21 protein-coding genes are annotated in these 21,158 nt (G+C 49.0%); 15 read left to right on the top strand and 6 right to left on the bottom strand.

Annotation, left to right across the window (positions count from 1 at the left end; translation table 11 throughout):
* Window positions 1-36 precede the first annotated feature (36 nt).
* The 4 genes from M2404_RS14525 (at window position 37) to M2404_RS14510 (ending at window position 7,699) form a co-directional block, all read left to right on the top strand.
* Window positions 37-3,300, top strand: a complete 3,264-nt coding sequence (locus tag M2404_RS14525; protein WP_259240476.1) for an efflux RND transporter permease subunit — start codon at window positions 37-39, stop codon at window positions 3,298-3,300.
* Window positions 3,297-6,350, top strand: a complete 3,054-nt coding sequence (locus M2404_RS14520) for an efflux RND transporter permease subunit (protein ID WP_259240475.1) — start codon at window positions 3,297-3,299, stop codon at window positions 6,348-6,350. Before M2404_RS14525 ends, M2404_RS14520 begins: the two co-directional genes overlap by 4 nt.
* A 278-nt stretch (window positions 6,351-6,628) precedes the next feature.
* A complete protein-coding gene (locus M2404_RS14515; RefSeq protein ID WP_259240474.1) occupies window positions 6,629-7,207 on the top strand; it encodes a TMEM165/GDT1 family protein in 579 nt (192 codons plus the stop codon).
* A 141-nt stretch (window positions 7,208-7,348) separates the two neighbouring features.
* Window positions 7,349-7,699: a DUF4870 family protein gene (locus M2404_RS14510; protein ID WP_259240473.1), complete on the top strand. Its 351-nt coding sequence runs from the start codon at window positions 7,349-7,351 to the stop codon at window positions 7,697-7,699.
* A 51-nt stretch (window positions 7,700-7,750) separates the two neighbouring features.
* Here M2404_RS14510 and M2404_RS14505 read toward each other — a convergent pair whose 3' ends face one another.
* Complete coding sequence (locus M2404_RS14505; RefSeq protein ID WP_259240472.1) at window positions 7,751-8,398, bottom strand: energy-coupling factor ABC transporter permease; 648 nt, start codon at window positions 8,396-8,398, stop codon at window positions 7,751-7,753.
* A gap of 53 nt (window positions 8,399-8,451) precedes the next feature.
* A complete protein-coding gene (locus M2404_RS14500) occupies window positions 8,452-8,643 on the bottom strand; it encodes a hypothetical protein (protein ID WP_215398094.1) in 192 nt (63 codons plus the stop codon).
* 122 nt (window positions 8,644-8,765) lie between these two features.
* Between M2404_RS14500 and M2404_RS14495 the strand changes: the two genes are divergently transcribed.
* From M2404_RS14495 to M2404_RS14485, 3 genes are all read left to right on the top strand, one after another.
* Window positions 8,766-9,791, top strand: coding sequence for a GlxA family transcriptional regulator (locus M2404_RS14495; protein ID WP_259240471.1), 1,026 nt, complete (start codon window positions 8,766-8,768; stop codon window positions 9,789-9,791).
* 83 nt (window positions 9,792-9,874) lie between these two features.
* A complete protein-coding gene (locus M2404_RS14490; protein ID WP_259240469.1) occupies window positions 9,875-10,255 on the top strand; it encodes a BlaI/MecI/CopY family transcriptional regulator in 381 nt (126 codons plus the stop codon).
* The gene (locus M2404_RS14485) at window positions 10,248-11,444 is read left to right on the top strand and encodes a M56 family metallopeptidase (RefSeq protein ID WP_259240468.1); all 1,197 of its coding nucleotides are present in this window, start codon (window positions 10,248-10,250) and stop codon (window positions 11,442-11,444) included. The genes M2404_RS14490 and M2404_RS14485 overlap by 8 nt, the downstream gene beginning before the upstream one ends.
* A 99-nt stretch (window positions 11,445-11,543) precedes the next feature.
* Here the strand turns inward: M2404_RS14485 and M2404_RS14480 are convergent, their stop codons facing one another.
* Window positions 11,544-12,341, bottom strand: a complete 798-nt coding sequence (locus tag M2404_RS14480) for a DODA-type extradiol aromatic ring-opening family dioxygenase (RefSeq protein ID WP_259240467.1) — start codon at window positions 12,339-12,341, stop codon at window positions 11,544-11,546.
* Window positions 12,342-12,472: 131 nt separating this feature from the next.
* On the opposite strand from M2404_RS14480, the gene ybaK reads away from it, so the two are divergent.
* Together ybaK and M2404_RS14470 are read left to right on the top strand one after the other, a co-directional pair.
* Window positions 12,473-12,943: a Cys-tRNA(Pro) deacylase gene (ybaK, locus tag M2404_RS14475; protein WP_259240466.1), complete on the top strand. Its 471-nt coding sequence runs from the start codon at window positions 12,473-12,475 to the stop codon at window positions 12,941-12,943.
* A gap of 19 nt (window positions 12,944-12,962) precedes the next feature.
* Window positions 12,963-13,772, top strand: coding sequence for a TlpA family protein disulfide reductase (locus tag M2404_RS14470; RefSeq protein ID WP_259240465.1), 810 nt, complete (start codon window positions 12,963-12,965; stop codon window positions 13,770-13,772).
* A gap of 95 nt (window positions 13,773-13,867) precedes the next feature.
* Here M2404_RS14470 and katG read toward each other — a convergent pair whose 3' ends face one another.
* A complete protein-coding gene (gene katG / locus M2404_RS14465) occupies window positions 13,868-16,093 on the bottom strand; it encodes a catalase/peroxidase HPI (protein WP_259240464.1) in 2,226 nt (741 codons plus the stop codon).
* Window positions 16,094-16,378: 285 nt separating this feature from the next.
* Between katG and M2404_RS14460 the strand changes: the two genes are divergently transcribed.
* Window positions 16,379-16,858, top strand: a complete 480-nt coding sequence (locus M2404_RS14460) for an NYN domain-containing protein (protein ID WP_259240463.1) — start codon at window positions 16,379-16,381, stop codon at window positions 16,856-16,858.
* Between the two features lie 35 nt (window positions 16,859-16,893).
* Here the strand turns inward: M2404_RS14460 and M2404_RS14455 are convergent, their stop codons facing one another.
* The gene (locus M2404_RS14455) at window positions 16,894-17,523 is read right to left on the bottom strand and encodes a glutathione S-transferase family protein (RefSeq protein WP_259240462.1); all 630 of its coding nucleotides are present in this window, start codon (window positions 17,521-17,523) and stop codon (window positions 16,894-16,896) included.
* Window positions 17,524-17,695: 172 nt separating this feature from the next.
* On the opposite strand from M2404_RS14455, the gene M2404_RS14450 reads away from it, so the two are divergent.
* The 5 genes from M2404_RS14450 to M2404_RS14430 all read left to right on the top strand — a co-directional run bounded on the left by M2404_RS14450 (window position 17,696) and on the right by M2404_RS14430 (window position 20,597).
* Window positions 17,696-18,646, top strand: a complete 951-nt coding sequence (locus M2404_RS14450; RefSeq protein WP_259240461.1) for a helix-turn-helix transcriptional regulator — start codon at window positions 17,696-17,698, stop codon at window positions 18,644-18,646.
* Between the two features lie 131 nt (window positions 18,647-18,777).
* A complete protein-coding gene (locus tag M2404_RS14445) occupies window positions 18,778-19,320 on the top strand; it encodes a nuclear transport factor 2 family protein (protein ID WP_259240506.1) in 543 nt (180 codons plus the stop codon).
* Window positions 19,321-19,443: 123 nt separating this feature from the next.
* Window positions 19,444-19,836, top strand: coding sequence for a DUF6249 domain-containing protein (locus tag M2404_RS14440; RefSeq protein WP_259240460.1), 393 nt, complete (start codon window positions 19,444-19,446; stop codon window positions 19,834-19,836).
* A 9-nt stretch (window positions 19,837-19,845) separates the two neighbouring features.
* On the top strand, window positions 19,846-20,388 hold the full coding sequence (locus M2404_RS14435; protein ID WP_259240459.1) for an RNA polymerase sigma factor: 543 nt from the start codon (window positions 19,846-19,848) through the stop codon (window positions 20,386-20,388).
* Window positions 20,382-20,597: a hypothetical protein gene (locus M2404_RS14430; RefSeq protein WP_259240458.1), complete on the top strand. Its 216-nt coding sequence runs from the start codon at window positions 20,382-20,384 to the stop codon at window positions 20,595-20,597. Before M2404_RS14435 ends, M2404_RS14430 begins: the two co-directional genes overlap by 7 nt.
* Here M2404_RS14430 and M2404_RS14425 read toward each other — a convergent pair whose 3' ends face one another.
* Window positions 20,598-20,939 carry a YajD family HNH nuclease gene (locus M2404_RS14425; protein WP_259240457.1) on the bottom strand — a complete coding sequence of 114 codons (342 nt, stop codon included), beginning with the start codon at window positions 20,937-20,939 and terminating at the stop codon, window positions 20,598-20,600. It abuts the gene before it with no gap.
* Between the last annotated feature and the right edge of the window lie 219 nt (window positions 20,940-21,158).

The following is a 21,158-nucleotide window of genomic DNA, read 5'->3' as shown; positions in this document are numbered from 1 at the left end:
AAAAAACAATAATATAAGCACACAGGACCCGATGCCATGAAGCTGGTTGATATAGCTGTAACCCGCCCCGTTACTATCTGGATGTTTACACTGGGTATTTTACTCTTTGGTTTGGTGGCCGCCGGCCGCCTGGCAGTAAATTTACTGCCGGATTTATCTTACCCGTCGTTAACCGTACGTACTGAATTTGTTGGTGCTGCCCCGGCTGAAGTAGAGCAGTTGGTTAGCAAACCGATTGAAGAGTCTGTCGGTATTGTTAAAGGCGTGCGCAAAGTACAGTCGGTGTCGCGCTCTGGCCGCTCTGATGTGGTAATGGAGTTTGACTGGGGCACTGATATGGATCTGGCGGCGCTGGAGGTACGGGAAAAACTCGACGTACTTATGCTGCCGCTGGAAATTGAAAAGCCGTTGCTGCTGCGCTTTAACCCCAACCTTGACCCCATAGTACGGCTGGCATTAAGCCGTGATAACGCGGGTGAAGCGCTAAGCCCGGCGCAACTGGTTAGCCTGCGTACTTTTGCCGAAGAAGATTTACGCCGTGCGCTGGAATCATTACCCGGCGTAGCCGCCGTGCGGCCGGATGGTGGTTTAAGCCAGGAAATACAAATTTTGCTTAACCCGGAAAAGCTCAGCCAGCTGCAACTGGATATCAGCCAGATCACCGAGCGCTTACGCCAGGAAAACCTTAACCAGGCCGGTGGCCGGTTAGAAACGCCCAGTTATGACTACTTAGTGCGTACAATCAATCAGTTTGCCAACCTGCAGCAAATTGAAAACTTATATGTAGCAGAAGTAGGTGGCAGCCAGATCCGTTTGTCGGATATTGCCGAAGTGCGCGACAGCTTTGTTGACCGTCAGAGCATTACTTATATAGATGGCAAAGAAGCGATAGAAGTAGCCATTTATAAAGAAGGCGATGCTAATACTGTGCAGGTAGCGAAAACGCTGCTGGCGCAGTTACCCCGCCTGGAAAAATCCCTGCCTGCCGGCTACCGCTTAACGCTGGTGTATGACCAGTCTGAATTTATTAAACAGGCCATTGATGAGGTGAAATCTTCCGCTGTTGTCGGTGGTTTGCTGGCAATGCTGGTGCTGTATCTGTTTTTACGTAACGTCTGGGCTACGCTGATTATTTCAGTATCAATACCGGTATCGGTTATTGCTACCTTTAATCTGATGTACGGTCAGGGTATTACACTGAATATGATGAGCCTGGGCGGTATAGCCCTGGCAGTAGGTTTGCTGGTAGATAATGCTATTGTAGTGCTGGAGAACATTGCCCGTCACAAAGAGCTGGGCAAAGATGCTTTTACGGCAGCCAAAACCGGCACCCGTGAAGTGTCGATGGCTATTACGGCTTCTACATTAACTACAGTAGCGGTGTTTTTTCCGTTGGTGTTTGTTGAAGGTATCGCCGGGCAGTTGTTCCGCGATCAGGCATTAACGGTAACGTTTGCCTTACTGGCCTCGTTAGTGGTGGCATTAACCCTTATTCCGACAATGGCTGCGCGCGAGGGTAAAGCTAAAATGGCTGCGTCGGAACCGGTATCAGAGCCTGACACGGCGCCACAAATTCGCCGCTGGTATTACTGGCCAAGCTGGCCATTGCGTATGCTGGGCCGGGCGCTGCGCGGTTTAATGTTGTTGTTGGTTGCCGCGCTAACCTTAGTATTTCGCCTGGTTAGCCGTACTCTGGCCCTGGTATTTAAACCTCTGCTTTGGGCGGTGCAGTGGCTGCTTAACCGGCTGGAGGCGCTATACCGCTTTGCCCTGCAAAGGGCGCTGGCGTTAAAAGGTGTAACGATAGCCGTTACGCTGGCACTGGCCGGTGCCTGTTTTGCTTTGCTACCACGCCTGGGTGCCGATGTTATACCGGCTATGAGCCAGGGCGAGTTTTATGTTGAAGTACAACTGCCGGTAGGCAGCTCTATTGAGCAAACCGACAAAGTATTAGTGCGGCTGGCAGCAATTGCGGCAGAGCAAAGCGCAGTAAAACGCAGCTATGCCCAGGCTGGTACCGGTGCTCAAATGACCGTTGATCCCAGCATTGGCGGCAGCCACTGGGGCCGTTTGAATATCGTGCTGCAACATGGCACCAATGCGCAGCAAGAGCAGCAGGTAATAGCCACCTTACGTGATTACCTGGCGCAACTGCCTGACGTTACGGTAAAAATAGACCGGCCACAATTGTTTAGCTTTAGTACGCCGCTGGAGGTGGAACTATCCGGCTATGAACTGCCTGAGTTGAAAACTGCAGCAGACAATCTGGTTACCGCGCTGGAAGCCGACGCACGTTTTACTGATGTAAAAACCAGCCTGCGCCCCGGCCAGCCTGAAATCACGCTGTATTTTAACCATGGTTTGCTGTCACAGCTGGGCATGACCTCGCACGAAGTCGCCAAAAGAGTGGCAGCGTATGTGGGCGGGGAACTGGCCGGACAGTATTCGGTAAATGATCGTAAAGTAGATATCCGCGTGCGGTTAGCCGAGCAATATCGCCAAACCGAACAGCAACTGGCACAGCTGATTATTAACCCCGGTAGTGCCAAACCATTGCCATTGTCTGCCGTAGCCCGCATTGAGCGCGAAACTGGCCCCAGCGAAATTACCCGCATTGGTCAGCAACGGGTTGCAGTGGTAAGTGCTAACCTGGCCTTTGGTGATTTAGAGCAAGCCACCCAAAGTGCAGCAGCTATTTTAGCCGCCCAGCGTTTACCCTACGGCGTAACAGCGGCGGTTATGGGGCAAAGCGAAGAAATGCAGCGTGCTTATACCTCATTAACTATGGCGTTGTTACTGGCGGTATTTTTGGTGTATCTGGTAATGGCATCGCAGTTTGAAAACCTGCTGCAGCCACTGTTGATCCTGTTTACCGTGCCGCTGGCCGGTGCCGGTGCCATTCTGGGCTTATGGCTTACCGATACCCGATTGTCTGTTATCGTATTTATTGGCCTTATTATGCTGGCCGGTATAGTGGTTAATAACGCCATTGTACTGATTGACCGCATTAACCAGTTGCGTGGTGAGGGCTTGGTATTACATCAGGCGGTTATTGAAGCCGGGGCCAGCCGTTTACGGCCGGTATTAATGACTACTTTAACGACTATTCTGGGGTTGTTACCAATGGCATTGGGCGGTGGCGACGGCAGTGAAATCCGTGCGCCTATGGCTATTACCGTGATCTTTGGTTTGGCGCTTGCCACTATGCTGACACTGCTGTTTATACCTGTGTTGTATGCACTGGCGAGCCGCGATACCCCGGTTGTACAGCAAAGCAGCGATCAGGAGATCAGCGTATGAGCCAGCAACCGCTTGCTATAACCCGCTTTGCGCTGACACGGCCGGTTACCATTTGCATGATATTTTTATCAATGCTGGTGTTTGGTGTTATTGCCAGCCGTATGTTGCCGCTGGAGAAATTCCCCGGTATTGATATTCCGCAAATTTTTATTAATGTGCCGTACAACAATGCTACGCCAACCGAAATAGAGCGGCTTATCACCCGGCCGCTGGAAGAAGCGTTGGCCACGGTAACCGGCATTAAGCAAATGCGTTCCTGGTCAAATGAAAACAGCGCAGAAGTGTCGCTGGAGTTTAAATGGGAAGAAAACATTAACAGCAAAAGCATTGAGGTGCGCGAACGGTTAGACAGCATCCGCCATTTGCTGCCCAAAGATGTTGAGCGTGTACTGGTATTTCAGTTTAACACCAACGATATGCCGATATTTCAGCTGCGTATTTCCAGCGAACGTGATCTAGCCATGGCGTACGATCTGTTGGAGCGGCAAATAAAACGGCCACTGGAGCGGGTGCAGGGGGTATCTAAAGTTGAGCTGTATGGCGTAGAAAAGCGCCAGGTAGTGATCCGGCTTAACCCCGACAAAATGCGCGCACTGAATATAGACGCAGCAGCACTGGTAAGCACGCTGCAAGGCTATAACTTTGCTATGACCGCCGGAGAGCTGCGCAATATCGACAACAGTATTCTGGTAAAACCGGTAGGCGAATACCGTGAGCTGGAAGAAATTGCCTCATTACCACTGCGCCCCGGCTTAAGTTTACGTGAAGTGGCTACCGTGCAACTGGAACTGCCAAAACGTGAGGATGGCCGCCATCTGGATCAAACCTATGCCGTGGGCATGAATGTGTATAAAGAGTCGGGCGCTAACCTGGTTGAAGTGGCTAAAGCTGCGCTGGCAGTAGTGCAGGCGGCAGATGACGATCCGGCTTTTAATGGCATCAGCCTGTACATTATGGATGACACCGCTAAAGGCGTAACAACTTCGCTGGCCGATTTACTCAGCGCCGGTGGCGTAGGGGCGCTGTTATCCTTTGCTGTGCTGTATGTGTTTTTGCGCCATATTGGCACCACTATGGTAGTGGTACTGGCGGTGCCGGTATCTATTTGTATTGCGCTGGGCATTATGTATTTTCTCGGTTACAGCTTAAATATTTTAAGCATGATGGGGTTAATGCTGGCGGTGGGCATGCTGGTAGATAACGCCGTAGTGGTAACTGAGAGTATTTTTCGTGAGCGTGCTGCCGGTGGTGATGTAAAAACGGCTACTGCACGCGGTGTGCGCCGGGTAAGCCTGGCGGTTGTAGCCGGTACGGCAACTACTGCCATTGTGTTTTTGCCGAATATTGTTGGCCAGAAAATGGAGCTGACCATCTTTTTAGAGCATGTGGCTATTGCCATCTGCCTGTGTCTGGCAGTTAGCCTGTTGATGGCATTAACACTGATCCCATTGTTAACTACGCGTTTAAATGTACAGCCGGTAAAAGATCAGCAGGCCGGTGCTTTTGAAGCAAAGTACCGTAAAATACTGGGCTGGGTAATGTATCACCCGCGTTGGTCGGCGTTTATTGCAGTGTTATTGCTTAGCAGCATTGTCATACCAATAGGGGCAGTGTCAGGTGGGAATGATGACAACGAAGATACTGACCGTATTTTTTTAAATTACAATATTCAGGGTAACTATGCGCTGGCAGAAGTAGAAGCTGAAGTGAGTACTATGGAAGCCTATTTGTATGCTAACAAAGACAAGTTTGATGTTGAGTCGGTGTACAGCTATTACCGTGCCGGTTATGCCAACTCGATTATTATTTTAAAACCACAGCTAAGTCAGCCTCTGGCGCAGTTAAAAGAGGCCATCCGTAAAGACTGGCCTGCACTGGTAAGGTCTAAACCGTCTTTTGGCTGGGGCAACAATGGCGGTATGCAGGTGCATTTGCTGGGCAGTTCTACTGAAGTACTGCTAAAACTGGCTGCCGATATTGAGCCTATGCTGGCTGCTGTTACCGGGTTGGAGGATGTCAGCTCTGAAATTGCGCTGGGCCAGCAGGAAATTCAGATCACGTTAAAACTTGATCAACTGCAGCGTCACGGTTTAAACGCACAGCAGGTCGCCAATGCGGTATCACTGGCCTTACGTGGTACCAATTTGCGCACCTTTCGCAGTGCCGAGCAGGGTGAGCTGTTAATGCGTGTACTGTACGATGAAAAGGTGAGTCATTCACTGGCTGAACTGTCGGCATTGCCAATCCTGACCAAAGACAATGTTGTTATCAGCTTACAGCAACTGGCTGAATTAGCTATTGCCCCAAGGCTGGACCAAATTCGCCGCTTTGACCGCCAAACCGGCATCGCCATCAGAATGAATATGGCGAAAGATTATAAAATGGATACTGCCCGCGAAGACATTACAAAGGTCATGGATAAGCTGGCATTGCCTCCGGGTTATCGCTGGTCGTTTCAGGGCAGCTTTCAGCAACAGGATGAATCGCAGCAGGTGATGATGGTTAATATGCTGCTGGCTGTTGCCATGATTTATCTGGTCATGGCGGCGCTATTCGAATCCCTGTTGTTGCCCACAGCAGTAATAGGTTCGTTATTGTTCTCGCTGGTTGGCGTGTTCTGGACCTTTATGTTTACCGGCACCACCATGGGCATTATGGGCATGATAGGTATGCTGGTGCTAATGGGTATAGTGGTAAATAACGGCATAGTGCTGGTAGACAGGATCAACCAGGACAGGCAGGAGCAACCAGAAGCAACATTGCGTGAGCTTATCATCAGTGCCAGCGAGTCGCGGTTGCGGCCAATACTGATGACAGTATCTACCACCGTACTGGGTTTATTACCGCTGGCTATGGGCGGCACTCAAATTGGTGGTGACGGCCCAAGCTATGCGCCAATGGCCATTGCTATTATTGGCGGTTTGTTGTTTTCAACCCTGACCAGTTTAGTGCTGGTGCCACTAACATACTGGGGCCTGGTTAACCTGATCAGCACCTGGGCCAACTGGCGTGCTAATGCTAAACGTTGGGCTGATAAAGTTTGGGCCTGATGATTTATGGCGTGTTGATGTGGGCAAACTGCATCATGCGGGAGGTGGCGGATTAACGCTTTACAGCAGCGCGCAAACTCACTAGAATGCGCGCTGCCTTAAGGGAGTAATCTACGGTGTGGTTATACACCGGGTTGCGGTCAACATACTTGTGCCTCAATGCACATGGCCGTAACGTTCAGAGCCTGCTTTGAATTGATGAGACTTAAGACACACTACTGGCCCAAAGCGGGAGCCGGTGTTGTGTCTTATGTTTATATCCCGCCAAGGTGCAGTTGATGGAAGCCTTTTTATCCTCTTTTACCGCCGTAGCTATTGCTGAAATTGGCGATAAAACCCAATTACTCTCTTTATTTCTTGCTGCCAGATTTCGCTCTAAAAGCGCAATTATTGCCGGTATTTTAGTGGCTACTTTGCTTAATCATGCTGCATCGGCCTGGTTGGGTGTTTGGGTTGCGCAGTTTATTCCGCAAGGTTGGCACAACTGGCTGCTGGGCGGCTCTTTCATTGTTGTTGCGCTGTGGCTGTTAATTCCTGACAAAGATGACAGCGGTGATACCAATGTGCTTCGGTTTGGCGCTTTTGCTGCCAGTTGCATTTTATTTTTCCTGGCCGAAATTGGCGATAAAACCCAAATAGCCACGGTAATACTGGCTGCCAGTTTTGAAGATGCGGTGTGGATGGTTATTGTGGGCACCACGCTGGGCATGCTGGCTGCTAACGTACCTGTAGTGTATGCCGGTAGTTGGTTATTGCAGAAAATATCGCTGAACTGGGCACGCCGGGCTGCCTGCGCGGTATTTATGCTGCTTGGGCTTTATATTATCTGCTCTGACCAGCTTATGATGTTAGGGTAAATAGTTGTTTAGCGCATTGAAGCCGTTGATTAAGCTTGCATTTACCGATATGTTGCTTAACGAAACTGTTGAGTCAGCTTAACATTAGCTTGACGCTGGTTTTATTAAAAAAACAATAGCTGAAGTAAAGGAGATTAAGTCATGAATGACTTTAATGCAGTGCCAGCAGTCAATTCGTCAACAGCAAAGCTGGTGTATATTTTGTATCTGGTAGGCTTGGTATTCGGTATTACCGGTATTATTGGTGTTATTGTTGCTTATGTTAATAAAGACGATGGCCCGGAGTGGCTGCAAAGCCATTATCGCTTTCAAATCCGTACTTTCTGGATGGGGCTGGTATTTTTAATTGCCGCAGCAGTACTGACTGTCGTGCTGATTGGCTGGCTGGTTTGGCTGTTTTGGGTAGTATGGTTAATTATCCGCAGCGTTAAAGGGCTAAAACAGCTGGAAAAACAAGAGCCGGTGCTGGACGAACAAAGCTGGATGTTTTAAACGGGCAATATTAAAAAGCGAAGCCGGGTGCTTCGCTTTTTTGTGCCTGCTTTAACGCTCAGGTGATAAATACTCCCGGTCATAAAAGGTACGCAACCAGTGTGGCCGGTAAATGGCCATCAGCGTTATTGCACTGCCATTTAGCAGGGCTTCAGGAAACCAGATCAGTAGCGCTAATAGCCAGTAATCATTGGCTATAATATGCCAGCTGTAGCGCCCTTCGAGGCCAAACCACAGTGACGTCAGGCTAATTTGCAGCACTATCGTTAATGCCGCTGTAAGAAAACCTGCGACAAAAATATACACAAACAGGTGCCTGGTTAAGTAGCGGTAGCTGGCTAAAAACAAGGTATAGCTAAATAAGCCTGGCAGAATAAAGCTGGTTAGCGCATATAAACCAGCATCCGCCCAGTGCAATTTGCCAAAACCCATCAGTAATAGCATTGGCAGCAGGCAAATCCAGATAGCAATTCGCCAGCCGTGGCATAATACCAGCGTAGTTAGCAGCAAAAAATGCAAATTCAGTCCGTCTTTAATACCGGCCTGCACACTCCACAATAAACTCAGCACGACTGCAGAAGCTAAAACAAAATGCTGATAACCCGGCTCTGCTTTCAGTTTGGGTAAAAACTCGCGCGGATAAAAGTACAGTAAAACGGCCAATGCACTCAGGGTGCCTGCAATTTGCCAATTGGTCATCGTTTGGTATTCCGCCGTAATAACACGGGTTAATTGTAACGGCTGTTTGCTACTCAGTCATCGCTGTTATGGTCAGAATACTCCAGATAACGGCCAGCCCCCAGTGCTGTGCTGATCAGCAACACTGGTATGGCAACAAAGTGCATCATCAGCGATAACTCTGCGGCAAAGTTGATCCAGAAAATCACCAGCCAGCTCATCAGCCATGTGGCTATAGCCAGCCATTTTGTTGTAAGGCTACTCATACTGCCTCCTGTTTGCATTATTTAGGTCACGGCTATTCTAGTTCTTGCCTTGGCAGTAATGCAGTGTCACTATTGATAAAAATAAGGTGAATAGTGACAAGTTGCCTGTACAGGATAAACCGATGAAGCAGATTGCCATTCTGGCTAACCACAACAGTATCTGCAGCGATGTATTTGCGCTGCTGGATTATTTTGAATATTGCAATGTGCTATGGGCATTGCAGCAGCAAACAGTCGCGCCGCTGTTTCATTGTTATCTGGTGTCGCCAGATGGTGCGGCGCTTAAACTAAAGCCGGGTGTGGAGTTAGCGATACAGCCGCATCCGTGGCAGCAAGCCGATGCGCTGATTCTGGTGCCGGCTTATGCATACCGGCGCACTGAACTGGCGGCTTTAGCTGCGCAATCAAATGCCTATTACCCTGGTTTACATCAGGCGGCAGAGCGGGGCAGTTTAATTGCAGCCAGCTGTACCGGTACTTACATACTGGCGGGTAGCGGCTTGCTCGATCATCGTAAAGCCACCAGCAGCTGGTTTTTTAAAGATATATTTAAAAGTTTGTACCCCAATGTGCATTTGCAGCTGGACAAGCTGCTGGTGCAGGATGGCAACCTGCTAACTGCCGGGGCTACCACCTCTTATATTAATTTATGTCTGGCGCTAACCGAGCAGTTAGCCGGCGAGCAGTTTGCCCGGCAGATGGCAAAAATTATGCTGACCGATCCCAACCGCACCTCGCAGGTACCTTATATGGATTTATCTATCGGTTTGCAGCATAACGACTCATTAGTGGTGCAAATACAAAGCTACCTTAGCCAGCATCTGGCACAGCCTTTTGTACTGGATCAGTTGGCAGAGCAGTTTCACCTGACCAAGCGCACCTTACTGCGCCGTTTTAAAACCGCACTAAATGACACTCCACTGAATTATTTGCAGCGCTTACGGGTAGAACAGGCCAAACGTTTACTGGAAACAACCAACCAGCCAATAGAGCAGATTGTGTTGCAAGTGGGCTATGAAGATGTCAGCTCGTTTCGCAAGTTATTTATTAACTACACCGAACTTACCCCCAGCCAATACCGGCAAAAGTTTATGCTGGGCGACACCTTTCACTGCTGCCCGACAGAGCATCTTGTTGCAGAAGCCTGAAAAATAATTTTAGCATTAGCTTGCACCTATAGATTACATCTGTAATATTAAATGTATTACAAGTGTAATCCATAAGGTGCTTTATGATCGAAATCAGCAATGCCGAACTTAGCGTAATGCAGGTACTGTGGCAGCGTCAGCCATTGTCAGCCAACGACGTAGTCGAGGCGCTGGGCAATGACAAAGACTGGCATGAAAAAACGGTAAAAACACTGCTTAACCGGCTGGTAAGCAAAGGTGCATTGGGTTTTGATAAAGATGGCCGGGCTTATTTATATTACCCGCTTATTGCCGAGCAGGACTATAAGCTTGAGCAAAGCCGCTCTTTTGTTGAACGGATATTTGCCGGCCGTGTCGCGCCGCTGGTAGCCGGTTTTGCCAGCCAGAACAAACTTAATGCCGACGATGTGCAGCAGCTAAAGCAATTAATTGCTGATTGGGAGCAGGAGCAGCACCATGACTGATTACCTGTTGCATGTGTCGGTGCCGCTGTCGGTAATGCTGATAATTTTACTGCTGGCCCAGCAATATCTGCTTAAGCCCCTTGGCGCCCGCACCTTGTATGCATTATGGGTTGCCGTGCCGCTTCTGCTGCTTTGCGCTGCTATTACCCCGTTACTGCCAAAGGTTGTTGAGGCGGGTGCCATTGAGCGCTATCAGGTAGGAATACAGCAGGTGGCGGCAGCAGCAGATGATATTAACTGGCTGTTTTGGTTATGGCTTAGCGGGGTAATGCTGTGCGGCACTTTTTTGTTGCTAAGTTACATTAGCGGCCGTGCTCAGTTTAACCGTGCAACGCCGCTTAGTGGCAGTAATATGCCTGTATATTGCCGTCAGGCAGATAACAGTAGCGGGCCTTATATCACCGGCTTAATTACGCCACGAATTGTGCTGCCGCATGACTTTTTCAGCCGCTTTGACGCTACCCAGCAGCAGCTTATTTTGCAACACGAGCTGACACACTGGTACCGGGGTGATTTACATCTGAATTATTTTGCTTTGGCGCTGCTTAGCCTGTTTTGGTTTAACCCCTTGGTGTGGCTGGCATATCGCCAATACCGCCATGCACAAGAACTGGCCTGCGATGCACTGGTAACACAAGATGCCAGCAAGGCAGAAAGAATTGCTTATGGTTATGCCTTACTAAGCAGTACACAGCAGCTATCAGTAAACTGGTGGCCGCTTACCCATCATTATGGAGACTTTAACACTATGAAACAACGTATTACGCAATTACAGCGACAGCAAGGTGTCAGCAAAATTCTGGTACTGGCTGCAATGGCACTGGTAGTAAGTGCGACAGTATTATTACAACAACCGGTTATGGCTGGTGTCAGCAAAACACAACAGCTTGCTGCGGTTATGCGCATTGAACCGCGTTATCCACTGCAAGCTGCTGAACAGGGGATTTCAGGTTATGTGCAGATTAAATTTGATGTCGATGCACAAGGCAAAGTGAGCAACGCCAGTGTCGTGAAATCGAGCCCTGAGAAGGTATTTGATAAAGAAGCACTACGTGCGCTGGAGCAATGGCAATACACAGCAACCGGAAAAGTGCATAAAGACCAGTTAGTACAGCTGGATTTTGAGCTTGACGTAGTGCAAGCCGGTATAGAGCGGGTTAGCGTAACTCCGGTAGCAAAAAAGGGCTGATACTGTAGCGAAATCAGTTGGATAAAAGTGCAATAAAGCAGCGTTTACACCGCAGTGCCGTTTAATGGCGCTGCTTTATTGCATTTAAGCTTGGGTGTTTTACCAGCCAAATGCCAGCACGGTTTTGTGCAAGACTTTATCGTTAAACAGTAGCTGCGCGGTACTGCCTTTGGCGGCACCAAAGCAAACGTGCAGCGGCAGCAGGTGTTCTTCGCGCGGGTGCATTAGCCTGGCGTCAGGTGCCTGCTGCCAGTTAATCAGCCGCTTTGCCTGTTCAGCGTAACTGTGCTGTGGCTGCAGGCTGTCGATAAAATACTGATTAAATGCTTCAACCTGCGCATCGCGCACCAGATCCTGACGGAAAAACGCCTGCATATTATGAAAGCTCATACCGGAGCCGACAATCAGCACATTTTGTTGCCGTAAAAAGCTGATTGCTTCACCTAAAGCAATATGGGTTGCCGGGTCCAGGCCTTTTAGCAGCGATAGCTGCAGCACAGGAATATCAGCTTGCGGGCGTAGCATCAGTAGCGGTACAAAAACACCATGATCCCAACCCCGGTTGGTATTGAGCTGTGGGTTAAAACCTGCCTGTTGCAGTTTTTCTGCTATTTGTGCTGCCAGTTGTGGCGCGCCGGGGGCCGGGTAACTTAGCTGATAGCTTTCAGGCGGAAAACCTGAGTAGTCAAATAACAATGCCGGGTTGTCAGCAGCAGTAAGCGCTGGCTGGGCGGTTTCCCAGTGCGCACTGATCACCAGTATGGCGGCCGGGGTCGCCAGTTTATGGCCAAGCCCGGTGATAAACTGCGTTAGCATCTGGTGATTTGGATCATTAAGTAAAGGTAAAGGGCCACCACCGTGGGGTAAATACAATACAGGAGCCTGATTTGGGGGCATTGCGCTGCGCTCGTTGGCAAAATAATATGCTAAGGCTACGCCTGCTAACCATGCTATGCAATAGAGCAAGATCTGTAAATAATTGAGCTTTTAACAAATAAAATCGAACGATAGGCAAAAGGAGTTGGGGTATGACACCGGCAATTGAGTTAGCTAAACAGCGTGGTATTACGCATCAGGTACATCAGTATCAGCATGATCCTGCAGCGGCTTCTTACGGGCTGGAAGCTGCTGAAAAGCTCGGTTTATTACCACAGCAGGTATTTAAAACCCTGGTGCTGAGCCTGGACAGCAAGCAACTTGCTGTAGCTGTGTTACCGGTAGATCAATTGCTAAGCATGAAACAGCTTGCCAAAGCGCTGGGCGCCAAAAAAGCCGATATGGCCAATGCCGCCGATGTGATGCGCAGCACTGGTTATGTATTAGGCGGGGTAAGCCCGCTGGGACAAAAAAAGCTGTTGCCCACTGTTATTGACAGCTCGGCGCAACAGTTTGCCACTATTTACGTTAGCGCCGGGCGGCGCGGGCTGGAAATTGAGTTAAACGCGGAAGATTTGTGCCGGCTGCTCAATGCGCAGTTTGCGCCGTTGTGTCAGAGTTAACCACCAAATTCGGAGACTTATGATTGCCATTAATATAGGGCCGCTGGCGTTACCGGTGCCGCCATTGCTGTTGTTGTTTAGTGTTGTTGTGGGCCTGATTGTTGCCTCGCTGGTGGCGAAGCGGCAGCAAAGCCCGGTTACGGATCAGTTGCTAACAGTGTTGCTGGTAAGCCTGCTATTTGGCCGTATCGTTTTTGTACTGCGGTTTATACAAAGTTATGACTCGTTCTGGCAAATGCTGGATATCCGCGACCGCGGCTTTGATTTTTCTGCCACCATACTGGCTGCCATGATTATGCTTATGCTGCAAATAAGGTGCTACCCCAAACAGCGTAAAGCCTTGTTAAGCGGTGCGCTGTCGGCTGTAGCATTGTTCGCGGTATTAATAACCGTAGTAACGGCAGGCAGGCAACAGGCGCAGTTACCCGATATCGTGCTGTCGCAGTTAGATGGCGGTAGTATTAACCTGCAGCAAAATAAGGGCCAGCTTACCGTGGTTAATCTGTGGGCTACCTGGTGCCCACCATGCCGGCGGGAAATGCCGGTACTGGCCAAAGCAGAACAAAACAACCCTGATATTAACTTTGTGCTGATAAACCAAAGGGAACCGGCCGATACGGTAAAACAGTTTTTAGCGCAAATGTCGTTACAGTTTTCAGCGGTACTGCTGGATACCACCGGGCAGGTGCCGCAGCAGTTTGGCGCATTCGGCTTGCCGGTAACACTGTATTTTGATGCGCAGGGCCAACTGGTAGACAGCCATATGGGCGAGGTATCTGATGCCAGCCTGGCTGCGGCTATCAGCAGGTTGCGTAACAGTTCACCTTAGGCGACCATAAACAACTAGCGATAAAAAAGTAGCCAATAAAAAACGGGCGCTGTGCAGGCGCCCGTTTGTAGCTTATCACCCGTTTATGGTAGTGATTATTTTAAATCAAAGCGATCTGCGTGCATTACTTTGGTCCAGGCTTTTACAAAGTCTGTGACAAACTTCTGTTTAGCATCGCTGGCGCCGTACACTTCGGCAATGGCTCGCAGCTGCGAGTTAGAGCCAAAAATCAGATCAACGCGGCTGGCAGTCCATTTTACCTTACCGGTTTTACGATCCTTGCCTTCAAACTGCTGCGCATCTTTTGATACCGGAGCCCACTGTGTATTCATATCCAGCAGGTTAACGAAAAAGTCATTGCTTAGCGTGCCGGGGGTTGCCGTAAATACGCCGTGCTGGCTCTGGCCGTAGTTCGCATTCAGCACCCGCATACCGCCAACTAATACTGTCATTTCCGGTGCGGTTAAGGTTAACAGTTGTGCTTTGTCCAATAGCAGCTCTTCAGCCGATACGGTGTAAGCTTTTTTCATATAGTTACGAAAGCCATCCGCCAGTGGCTCCAGCACATCAAACGATTCTGCATCGGTTTGCTCGTCTGTGGCATCGGTGCGGCCAGGGGCAAAAGGTACTGCCACGGTTACACCTGCATCATTAGCGGCTTTTTCAATTGCTGCTGCACCGGCCAGCACAATAATGTCGGCCAGCGACACTTTTTTATTGCCGCTTTGTGCTGCATTAAAGTTTTGCGCAATAGTGCCCAGCACACTAAGCACTTGCTGTAACTGCGCCGGTTGGTTTACCTGCCAGTCTTTTTGCGGCGCTAAGCGGATACGGGCACCGTTGGCACCACCACGGCAGTCTGAACCACGGAAGGTAGAAGCTGACGACCAGGCGGTGTATACAAGCTGTGATACGCTTAAACCGGATGCCAGAATAGTAGTTTTTAGCTGGGCGATATCGGCATCATTTACCAGCTCGTGATCTACTGCGGGTACCGGATCTTGCCAGATTAAATCTTCTGCCGGTACTTCCGGCCCCAGATAGCGTGATTTTGGCCCCATATCGCGGTGGGTTAATTTAAACCAGGCGCGGGCAAAGGCATCGGCAAATTCGGCCGGGTTTTTATGAAAATGCTCAGAAATTTTACGATAGGCCGGATCTTCGCGCATGGCCATATCGGCGGTAGTCATCATAATGCCTACGCGCTGGGTTGCATCTTCCGCATCTGGTGCGTGGTCTTTTTCCGCCAGATTTACCGCTGCCCACTGATACGCACCAGCCGGGCTTTTAACCAACTGCCAGTCGTAACCAAACAATACGCCAAAATAGCTGTGATCCCATTGGGTTGGGGTGGGGGTCCAGGCGCCTTCAATACCACTGGTAATGGTGTCGCGGCCTTTACCGCTTTTAAAGCTGTTTTTCCAGCCAAAGCCCATTTGTTCAATAGGCGCCGCTTCAGGTTCAGCACCTACATTGGCAGCATCACCGGCACCATGCGATTTACCAAAGGTGTGACCACCGGCGGTTAATGCCACTGTTTCGTAGTCATTCATTGCCATGCGGGCGAAGGTTTCGCGCACATCACGTCCAGAGCCTAATGGATCGGGGTTGCCGTCCGGGCCTTCAGGGTTCACGTAAATTAAACCCATTTGTACCGCAGCTAGCGGGTTTTCCAGATCACGCTCGCCGGAATAGCGGCTGTTTGGTTTGTCGCTGGTTGCCAGCCACTCAGTTTCGGCACCCCAGTAAATATCTTCTTCCGGTTCAAAAATGTCGGCCCGGCCGCCACCAAAACCAAAGGTTTTAAAGCCCATCGATTCCAGCGCAACGTTACCGGCCAGAATAAATAAATCTGCCCAGGATAATTTGTTGCCGTACTTCTGTTTTACCGGCCATAGCAAGCGGCGGGCTTTGTCCAGGTTGCCGTTATCCGGCCAGCTGTTTAGTGGTGCAAAGCGTTGGTTACCGGTAGCGGCGCCACCACGGCCATCGCCCATACGGTAAGTTCCTGCGGCGTGCCATGCCATACGGATCATTAGTGGGCCGTAATGGCCGTAATCTGCCGGCCACCAGTCTTGTGAATCGGTCATCACATGTTCTAAATCTTTTTTTACTGCGGCCAGATCAAGTTTTTTAAACTCGGCAGCGTAGTTAAAATCTTCACCCAACGGGTTAGATTTTTTGTCGTTCTGGTGCAAAATTTTCAGGTTAAGCTGGTTAGGCCACCAGTCCATATTTTTTGTGCCGGTGCCACCAACTTTGGTATTGCCGCCGTGCATCACCGGGCATTTTCCGGCCGAACCATTATTGTTATTGTCCATATTTTACTCCTTGCAACGTGGGTTTTCTCAGGGTTAATACATCAACCTGCTTAAATCGTGCATTGACTATAGACCTGAAGGGATAACTGCGAAAGTCAGTTTTGCCTATCGTGTTAATCGTTTTTTTGAATCAATAGTTGCGAATTTAGTTAGTATTTTCAGTGGGTTTGTCAGCGGTTATGCAAGATGGTTCAATTAAAATGGTTTATGCTTTAAAGCATAAAAATGGTTGCCCCCTTGTGCTTTGCCGGTTAGCTTACAGGCTTTACCAACCAGAGGCTTGTCATGATCAGCGTTACCATTTTGGTAGATGTACAAAACATCTACTACACCAGCCGTGAAACCTGGCAGTGCAATTTTGACTATAACGCTTTCTGGCGCCAGATAACCGCGGGGCGTACGGTAATTAAAGCTATCGCTTATGCCATAGACCGCGGTGATGAAAAGCAGCGCCAGTTTCAGAATATCCTGCGAGCTATTGGCTTTGAGGTAAAACTAAAGCCGTTTATTCAGCGTGCCGATGGCTCGGCCAAAGGCGACTGGGATGTAGGTATAACACTAGATGCTATCGAGTACGGCCAGCACAGTGATGTACTGGTGCTGGCCTCTGGCGATGGCGATTTCGACCTGCTGGTAGACAAACTTACCACCAAGTACCAAACCGAAGTAGAAGTATACGGTGTGGAAGGTTTAACTGCTCAGGCGTTGGTAAAAGCCGCCACAAGGTTTATTGCGATTGACGAAGCACTATTGTTGCCAAAGTAAGCGCCAGCTTTTGCAATTACCTGGCGGCTGAATACTTATGCTTTAGCGGGTTCTGGTATCAGTGCATCATCCAGTTGATTGGCCTTAATGGCAGCTTCCCGTGCTTGCAACCGTTGTACGTACTCGGTAAAAGCAGGGCGTTTTTCCAGGGTATCAAACATCATGCCCCACTCAATATGGCTGCCTACATACACATCGGCCGCAGTAAATTGCTCACCGCAAATATAGGGGCCTTTAGTTAACGCAGTTTCCAGCGCATTTAACGTATCCTGATACAAACCGCAGCCTGCGGCCGCGGCGTTGTCAGCATCCAGGCGCCAGTTATAGGCTTTGGCAGTAGTGGCCATTTCCAGTGGGCCGGCAGCAAAAAACAACCAACGGTAATAGGCGGCACGTTCAGGGCTGTCGGCTACCGGGGCAAGCTGTTTGTCGGTAAACTGATCGGCCAGATAAGCACAAATGGCAGCAGCTTCGGTTACTACTACATCGCCGTGAGTAATTACCGGTACTTTGCCCATTGGGTTAAGTGCCAGAAATTCTGCCGATTTCATTTCCGGGCCGTATTGCAACACTTTTACTTCGTAAGCTATGTTCAGCTCTTCCAGCAGCCAGCGGATAATGCGGCCACGCGATTGGGGGTTGGTATATAGCGTGAGTAGTTTCATTTTACTTATTCCTTGTGGCTTATTTTCGTGGTTAGTAACAGTGGGTTGTTGGCGTTTTTTGCGCTACCGGCGTACTGTAAAACTTAAATAGGACAGAATACGTCCTAATTGTCAGTTATATTTGTGTTTTGCAGTAACGACAGGAATAGCCAATGTTTAAGCGAGGATCTCAATGAGTGGCCCGACTATCCGTGTGCTTAGCCTGCTTGAGTTGCTGCAGTCTCACGGCCGCTTAAGCGGCACCGAGTTAGCAGCGAGGCTGGGCGTAGATAAGCGTACAGTGCGCCGTTATATTCAGGCGCTTGAGCAACTGGGTATTCCGGTTACTACTGAGCATGGCTGCGACGGTGGTTATATGCTGGTAGCCGGTTTTAAACTGCCGCCAATGATGTTTACCAATGACGAAACCCTGGCGCTGTCGCTTGGCCTGTTAGCGGCGCACAATCTGAACCTGGCCGATACTCAGGGGGCTATCAGTAGTGTTCAGGCTAAATTAGAGCGGGTAATGCCAGCTAAGCTGAAATCCCGTTCCCGCGCTATTGCCGATACTATTAAGTTAATATTGCCAGCATCTGATGCTGGAACACCCGGCCAGCATTTAGCGCCCTTATTAGATGCACTGGAGCAACAGCGCTCGGTGAGTATCTGTTACACCTCTTATCAGCAAGCGTCGGTTGTAAGGCAGGTAGACCCTTATGGTTTGTTGTTTCGCAGCGGGCGCTGGTATATGAGTGGTTATTGTCATTTAAGGCAAGAACTGCGTACCTTCCGGCTGGATCGCCTGCAGCAGATTGAATTGCTGCAGCAGCGTTTTAACCGGCCAGAAAATTTTGATACGGCAGAGCATTTTACCCGCAGCTTATATGGCATGTCGGGTAATTTAGATGTACAGGTTATGCTGCATACCGATAAACATACTGCGACACAGGCGATGGGAGAAACGGCATCAATGCTAAAACCACAGGCCGGTGGTTTGCTGCTAAGCACCCGTACCGACAGCTGTTATTGTTTAGCGCAGTGGTTAAGCCAGCTGCCATTTGATTTTAGTATTATTGAACCGCCAGAGCTAAAGCTCGCACTGCAGCAGCATGCAGACCGTTTAATAGCTATTGCGCGAAGATAACCGGCGCGGCAATAAAAACCAGGGCAGTTTAGTTCATACGGTATTGTGGCAAAAAATATTTTGCATGATTAAATCCAAAGCACATCCGGCGTGCATCTAAGTTTCAGATTAACTCACCGGAAATTATTGTGATGCTTAAAACATGTATTACCCGTTATTGCGCTGTTGTATCTTGCAGCCTGTTATTTACCACTACAGTGTTTGCCGCGCAGCTGCCGGTTAAGCCCGCAGAACAAATACACCGCACCTTACAGGAAGAGTTGGCTTTAAAAGATGCCGAGTTCTTTGAACGTGGTTTTAACGAATGTGATTTGGCTTATATGGACGCCACTGTCAGCCCGGATTTGAGGTTTTATCATGACCAAGGCGGTTTTCAGGATAAAGCATTGTTTATGCAAAACACGCAAAAATACATATGTGGCGATATGGCACACAAGCCTGTGCGCAAATTAACGGCAGGCAGTTTGAGTACTTATCCGTTATACCGTGACGGTACTCTTTATGGTGCTGTGCAGCATGGCCTGCATGAGTTTTACCTGCGTGAAAACGGCAAGCCAGACCAAATTACCGGTACCGCACGCTTTACCTCAATCTGGCTAAAACAAGGCGATACATGGCAGCTTAGTGATGTGATCAGCTATGACCATCAGCCAGCTGAAACTCAGCATGATTAAGCTGTTGCTATTGTTGGTTGGCAACGACTAGATCCTGAGCCGGAGTAGCAACGGAGCTTGAACAACGGCTTTCGCGGTTGTACCTTGGTGCAGAACTTTGGCGACGAAATTAAGCATATAAATATGAATGGACAAGAATGGGCCGAAATCCTGGTGCCGCTTATCGTTTTTAGCGCTCTGGTTGCACTGCTGGGTTTGCTATTGCTGTATAAATACAAGAAAAAAAAGCTGTTTTTGCAGATGGTTGAACGCACCTTGCAGCAAAATGCATCCTTATCGCCGGAAATTATCCGTGAAGTGGCGCTGCACATTTTTGCCGCCAACCGTGATTTACGCAAAGGCATTTTTTTGCTGGTGCTGTCTGCCGGTATTCTGGCATTTTCGTACTTTGCCGATTTCCGTCAAAACGGCAATCTGGACTTGAATGATGCGCTAAACGGCATTGCTATTTTGCCTGGCTTGCTGGGGCTGGCGTTTTTACTGCTGGCCTGGCTTAACCGGCAAAAGCTGAATTAAGAGCGCACTGTGTCGCTAAAACAGGCGTCGGTTGAGCAGTTGGTTGCTATTGTCCAGGTGTCTGGCGATACGGCCGCGTTTAACGAGCTGTTTGGCCGTTATGACAGTAAACTGCGGGCTTTTTTGTTGTTTAAGTTAGCCGGACAGCGCCATGACGTTGACGATCTGGTGCAGGAAACCTACATTAAAGCCTTTTTAAATATTCAGCATTTTCAGCGGCAGGCCCAGTTTTCCACCTGGTTATTACGGATTGCAATTAATGAAATGCTACAGGCACAGCGCTCAGGTAATATTTTTGGCAGGCTTAAACAGCGCTGGTTTACTGCAGATAGCGACGCACTAACACATACCGACAATACGGCTGCGCATCTGGATGCGGCTACACTGATAGCGACATTATCAACTATTCAACAGCAAGTTTTTGTTTATGCAGAGTTTTATGGTTATTCGCAAAGCGAAATTGCCGACAAACTACAGATCCCGCTTGGCAGTGTAAAAACCTATATGATGCAGGCACGTCATTCGCTGGACAGGAATAACACCTTATGCTGAAACTCACAATCAGGAAAAAAATCAGGTTTTGGCTGTGGCAGCATCGCCGCAGTTTTATTATTACGCTGTTTAGCCTGCTGTCACTGGGCTTGCTGTTTAGCTACAACACCCGGCTAACACCTGATGTTACATTATTGCCACTGTTGACATTAGCGCAGTCAGGCGTTGCGGTGTTGCTGGTTATTGTAGTTATTATTCTGAGTGATTAACTAAGGCTTTGTTTTATTCAGCAAGGCTTTTAAATCCGCAAAAGGGTTGTGGGTTGCCGGTGCCACTTTTTGCTCGGTAGTACCGCCATACAGCACAAATTCGTGGAATTTATTATGCTCGTTGTCATGGCAATAAATGCAGAGTAACTCCCAGTTGCTGCCATCAGCAGGGTTATTGCTGTGGTTGTGATCAATATGATGAACGGTTAATTCGCGCAAATTAGAGTGTACAAACTCACGGGCACAACGGCCACATACCCAGGGGTACATTTTTAGTGCTTTATCGCGATAACCTTGTTCTTGCTGCTTATAGGCCGCAGCGCCGCTGTTAGCTTTGCTCATAACTGTCCTGGTACCGGATTGACAAGGCAGGTTAATACCTGCCAGATAGCTGTTAATGGCTGATTTTAACAGCCTGAGCATACGAAGCATAGTTAGTCGTTTTTTAACATAACAGCACTGCTGGTATCAGGCTTAGTAAAGCTGTTGCCGCACTAAGCCTGTTGTTACTTGATGCTCAGATTTTGCTGCCAAACAGCAGATAGTGGCAGTTATCTTTGC

It is taken from the genome of Rheinheimera pacifica (assembly GCF_024809855.1).
Taxonomy (GTDB): domain Bacteria; phylum Pseudomonadota; class Gammaproteobacteria; order Enterobacterales; family Alteromonadaceae; genus Alishewanella; species Alishewanella pacifica_A.
The sequence above is the reverse complement of the archived record's forward strand: the minus strand, read 5'-3'. Positions and strand labels throughout refer to the sequence as shown.